This is a genomic window from Paenibacillus sp. P4_A7 (assembly GCF_056402455.1).
In genome coordinates, this window is sequence record NZ_JBFUHJ010000490.1 from 1 (window position 1) to 3985 (window position 3985).

General features: G+C 37.2%; 3 protein-coding genes. 2 read left to right on the forward strand and 1 reads right to left on the reverse strand.

Annotated elements, in window-relative coordinates; translation table 11 throughout:
- Positions 1-358 precede the first annotated feature (358 nt).
- The gene (locus AC1DWN_RS29510; protein WP_477562434.1) at positions 359-469 is read right to left on the reverse strand and encodes a YjcZ family sporulation protein; all 111 of its coding nucleotides are present in this window, start codon (positions 467-469) and stop codon (positions 359-361) included.
- Between the two features lie 386 nt (positions 470-855).
- On the opposite strand from AC1DWN_RS29510, the gene AC1DWN_RS29515 reads away from it, so the two are divergent.
- Entirely contained in the window at positions 856-1362 is a 507-nt protein-coding gene (locus tag AC1DWN_RS29515) for a hypothetical protein (RefSeq protein WP_477562435.1), read from the forward strand.
- A gap of 1951 nt (positions 1363-3313) precedes the next feature.
- A partial coding sequence (map, locus tag AC1DWN_RS29520; protein ID WP_477562436.1) for a type I methionyl aminopeptidase occupies positions 3314-3985 on the forward strand: 672 nt, incomplete at its 3' end.

Genomic DNA, 3985 nt, shown 5'->3' on the forward strand with positions numbered 1-3985 from the left:
GAGGGAAGGGTCTAAAGGGACGACGGAAACCAGGACCGCCAAAAGGCGTAAATGCGCGATTCATTGAAAACCTCCAATTGTATAGGGTCATTTGTCTAGATATATTATGATGTAGGGGGGAAACCGTTCCTCATAAGCCTATTTTTTATAACGGCATGGTCCACACAATCTCCGCATTCCGTACACATGCATGTCGACAGTGTAATTGAAGCAGTACATGATCAGGCAGCTACCTAATTCTAAGAGTGGGCGAATTCAAATTCACTGTAAACAACAAAAAGGCCCGTAAAATGGGCCTTTTGCATGCTCGTGTTAACGTAGCATCCCGAAAGTTTAGAAGATACATCCTAGACTTTTATTAGTAGCCGCCACCGAAAATACCACAACTACAAGCGATGATTACCAATAAGATGAAAAGTACCAGAATAGTACCAGTGTTTGTAAACGCACCACMTACGAAACCTGACATTTTTCATGCACCTCCTTGTGTATTGAATACTCTGTAATTTATGCTTCAATTTCCACTTGTGATTGGGTGTTTGTTACGGGGACAATGAATTAATGTTATTAGCCTATAATAAAACAAGATAAGTTATGTTCGAATAAGAATATATGATTGTGTGTTTGTTACGGCGACACTATTACAATGTCATTAGACTATGAATACTAGGGGAAGGATGAAAGTGGAGGAAGATGATAACGGGGCAGTAAATATTTTCTTGTCAAAATGTAAAGATACCATTGATTTGTTTGTTATCGATACTATTAATTGTGTTAATCTACTGATAAAATCGCACAATCAAATCTATCAAAAATATATATACTATATCATTCCCATATATAGGAGATGATAGAATGACAGTAAAGACATCGGCGAAGAGAGTAGTAAAAAGTAGTGCCATGAAAAGTAAATTGAACAATCTATTAAAACAGCAAGTTCTGGTGAGTAAAAAATCTTCAGGAAACAAGTCTGGAAACAACACAGCAAACAAGTCCGGAAACAAGTCTGGTATGGGCCGTTCCATTGCATTAAGCACAGGAGTTCTCAAAAAAAACCCAAGTACTGCATCTGCACATACCGAAATCATGAACCGGAGATCTTCAGCAGTAAACGTTACGGTTATGGTCATTAATTGGGATAGCGATTCTCCAGTGACAATTGGCAATACTAGCGTGAGCATACCAGCTAATTCGCTTCGATCCTTCAGTACTTCACTCACTGGTGTTGCTGATCATTATGAAGTAATTGTCATTCTCTCTACTTCTTCCAATGTAATCGTCAACCATTTCGGAGTAGTTAATAATGTTCCACAAGTTGGTAATGTCGTATTGGATCGTGACTTCATTTCAATTAGAGTATAAGCATGACATTTATAAGTGAGCGCTCATAACTGGGCGCTTTTCTTATTTCATTTAATAAATGAGATGGATTAAACTATTGCGTCTATAAAGATATTCAAGCTGCAAATGATGTAAATGTATCGTTACGTATGATAAGCAAGTAACTGAGAAATATGAGAGCTTATGGGGTACCAGTAAGAAGACAAATCTCATCGAATATTTCCTTTATTAGCATTTCGTTTTTCATCAATTTACAGATCGATATAAACTGGTACCTTATGCCGTCGGATGATGAAGAGTTTTTCGTCAAACGATAGGCGGTAGTTGGAATTGACCAACACGTTCCCGTAATGATATACATCCAACAGGGCAGAAACCGTTATGGGAGTTCTTAGCTGAATGAACATTCGCTGAATATTTAAGAACATGGGGGCTAATCTAAGAACATTTATGGTGCAAAAGAGACGTGACGAACGATATACCATAATACAAGCAAGCCTGCATAAAAAAGAACGATAAAAGTACCTAATATGATTATTATCACTTTCATTATTCTCTGCATGTTGTATCATTCCTTTTCTTTTCTTTCCAAAAGGATACATCAGTTTTTTACAGGGAGTAAGTACCAACTCTATATAGTACCGTGAAGAAAGAGTTTGAATAATGAAGAACATGGGAGAAAGTACTATATGAGTGTACATAAGGGAGCATCTGAATGCGGATAGGTTGAGACGATCAAGCAATTGAGGTATTAAGGAGGTAATATAAAAAAGCTCCGTCATAGCATGGAAGCTTGACGGAGGAGAATTTTAGCTACTAACTGCATCGGGCTCATCCATAAACCACGAAATATGGGTACATCTTTGGCATACAAGAAGAGTTGCATTTTTATTTGCCCAATCAACACCAAAAAATGTAGCGCCTCTTGATCATTACGAAAAATTACAAGTTTAGTTTCATTAGGATAGGACTCAGCGCTAACTATTGGGGATTAGTTTTGTCATTATCTTCACCATGATTGTAAATCACTTCATTTCTTGTTTCTCTTCCTGAAACTCCGACTATAATAAAAAGGCCTGAGTTTATGTATTAACACATCCTTGTTAATATTAGAGTTAATAATAATACTACGCTACAACGAAAATATTCAGATATTGTTGCGAGATATTATGGCCAGTTATTTGAAATTATCGATATTAAGTGCCAATAGAAAGGGAAAAAGCCCATAGAATGGGCCTTCTCATTAATACTATTTTAGGAGCCAATGAACGAAGGTTTTAGTATTTAATAGCCATTGATGATGCCAAAGCAGCTTCTTTCATCGTGATTCTCATCGTTTCTTTAGTCGTTTCTTTAGTCACGGCCGAAGGCACCACAACTGCGAGCGATAATCACTAATAAAATGAAAAGAACAAGGATCGTACCAATGTTATTGAACATGATTTAATTCACCTCCTAACGTATCGAGTGCGCTGTAATTTATACCCGGGTGGTTTTTATGAAGGCTGCATTAAGATTAAGCTATCTTTTACCCAACATTAGCCTCCCTACGTTTTGACTACTATGTAGAATATGTGTTGATAGAGATTAGTGATTGGATATTTGTTCTGGTATGATACTAGCCTTATATAAAAGAATAACAGGGGGTGTCTAATGTATCGTTAAATCCCTTGATATTTAAAGTTTTTAAACAAATAATAGGAGCCCTCTTTCGAGAGTTCCTATTTATGGGAGAGGAGAGGATGTTATTGTGGTATGTATTAGAATACCGCGTCATATCAAGGGTTTGTGACCTTAATCTCCCGCATAAAATTGGTGGACTAATAATGATTATTTTGTGAAAGCATAGTATAAGACAAAAAAATAGGGTACTTATCTAAAAAGAGTGGAAAAGCATTAAACTAACTGGCAGTATAGTGGAATAAGCTTCCAGTGTGATAAGATAAATGTGTGAAAAATAGGAGGTCTTTCTATGACAATTGATTCCCAGAAAGATATTGATGGTCTTACAGAAATCGGTAAAATCGTAGCGTTGACAATAAGTGAAATGAAACGTCACACACGTGTCGGAATGACGACTAAGGAATTGGATGATATCGGAGAAATATTTTTAAATAGCTGTGGGGCAGTGTCTGCTCCAAAAACAACAAAAAATTTTCCAGGCAGCACTTGTATCAGCATTAACCGCGAAATTGCTCATGGAATACCAGGGAATCGAAAAATTCAGCCGGGCGACCTTATAAACATCGATGTTTCCGCTGAACGTGGAGGCTATTTTGCGGATGCGGGACACTCTTTTCAAATGCCTCCATACAATCCTTCTTTAACGCGTCTATGCAACTATACTCACAATACCATGATGAAGGTTATCTCTTCACTCAAACATGGAGTGAAACTGAACGAAATCGGCAGGATTATGCAAACCGAAGCTGAAAAAGGAGGCTATAAGGTTATAAAAAATTTGTGTAGTCACGGAATTGGGAAATCCTTACACGAGGCTCCAAAAGAGATTCTTCCTATTTATAACAAGCATGATAAACGTGTATTAAAAGAGGGATTGGTCATTACTATTGAACCTTTTTTGTCAACGGGTGCGGATTATGTCGTTGAGCAGTCGGATGGGTGGACTTTATGTCTACCGAAT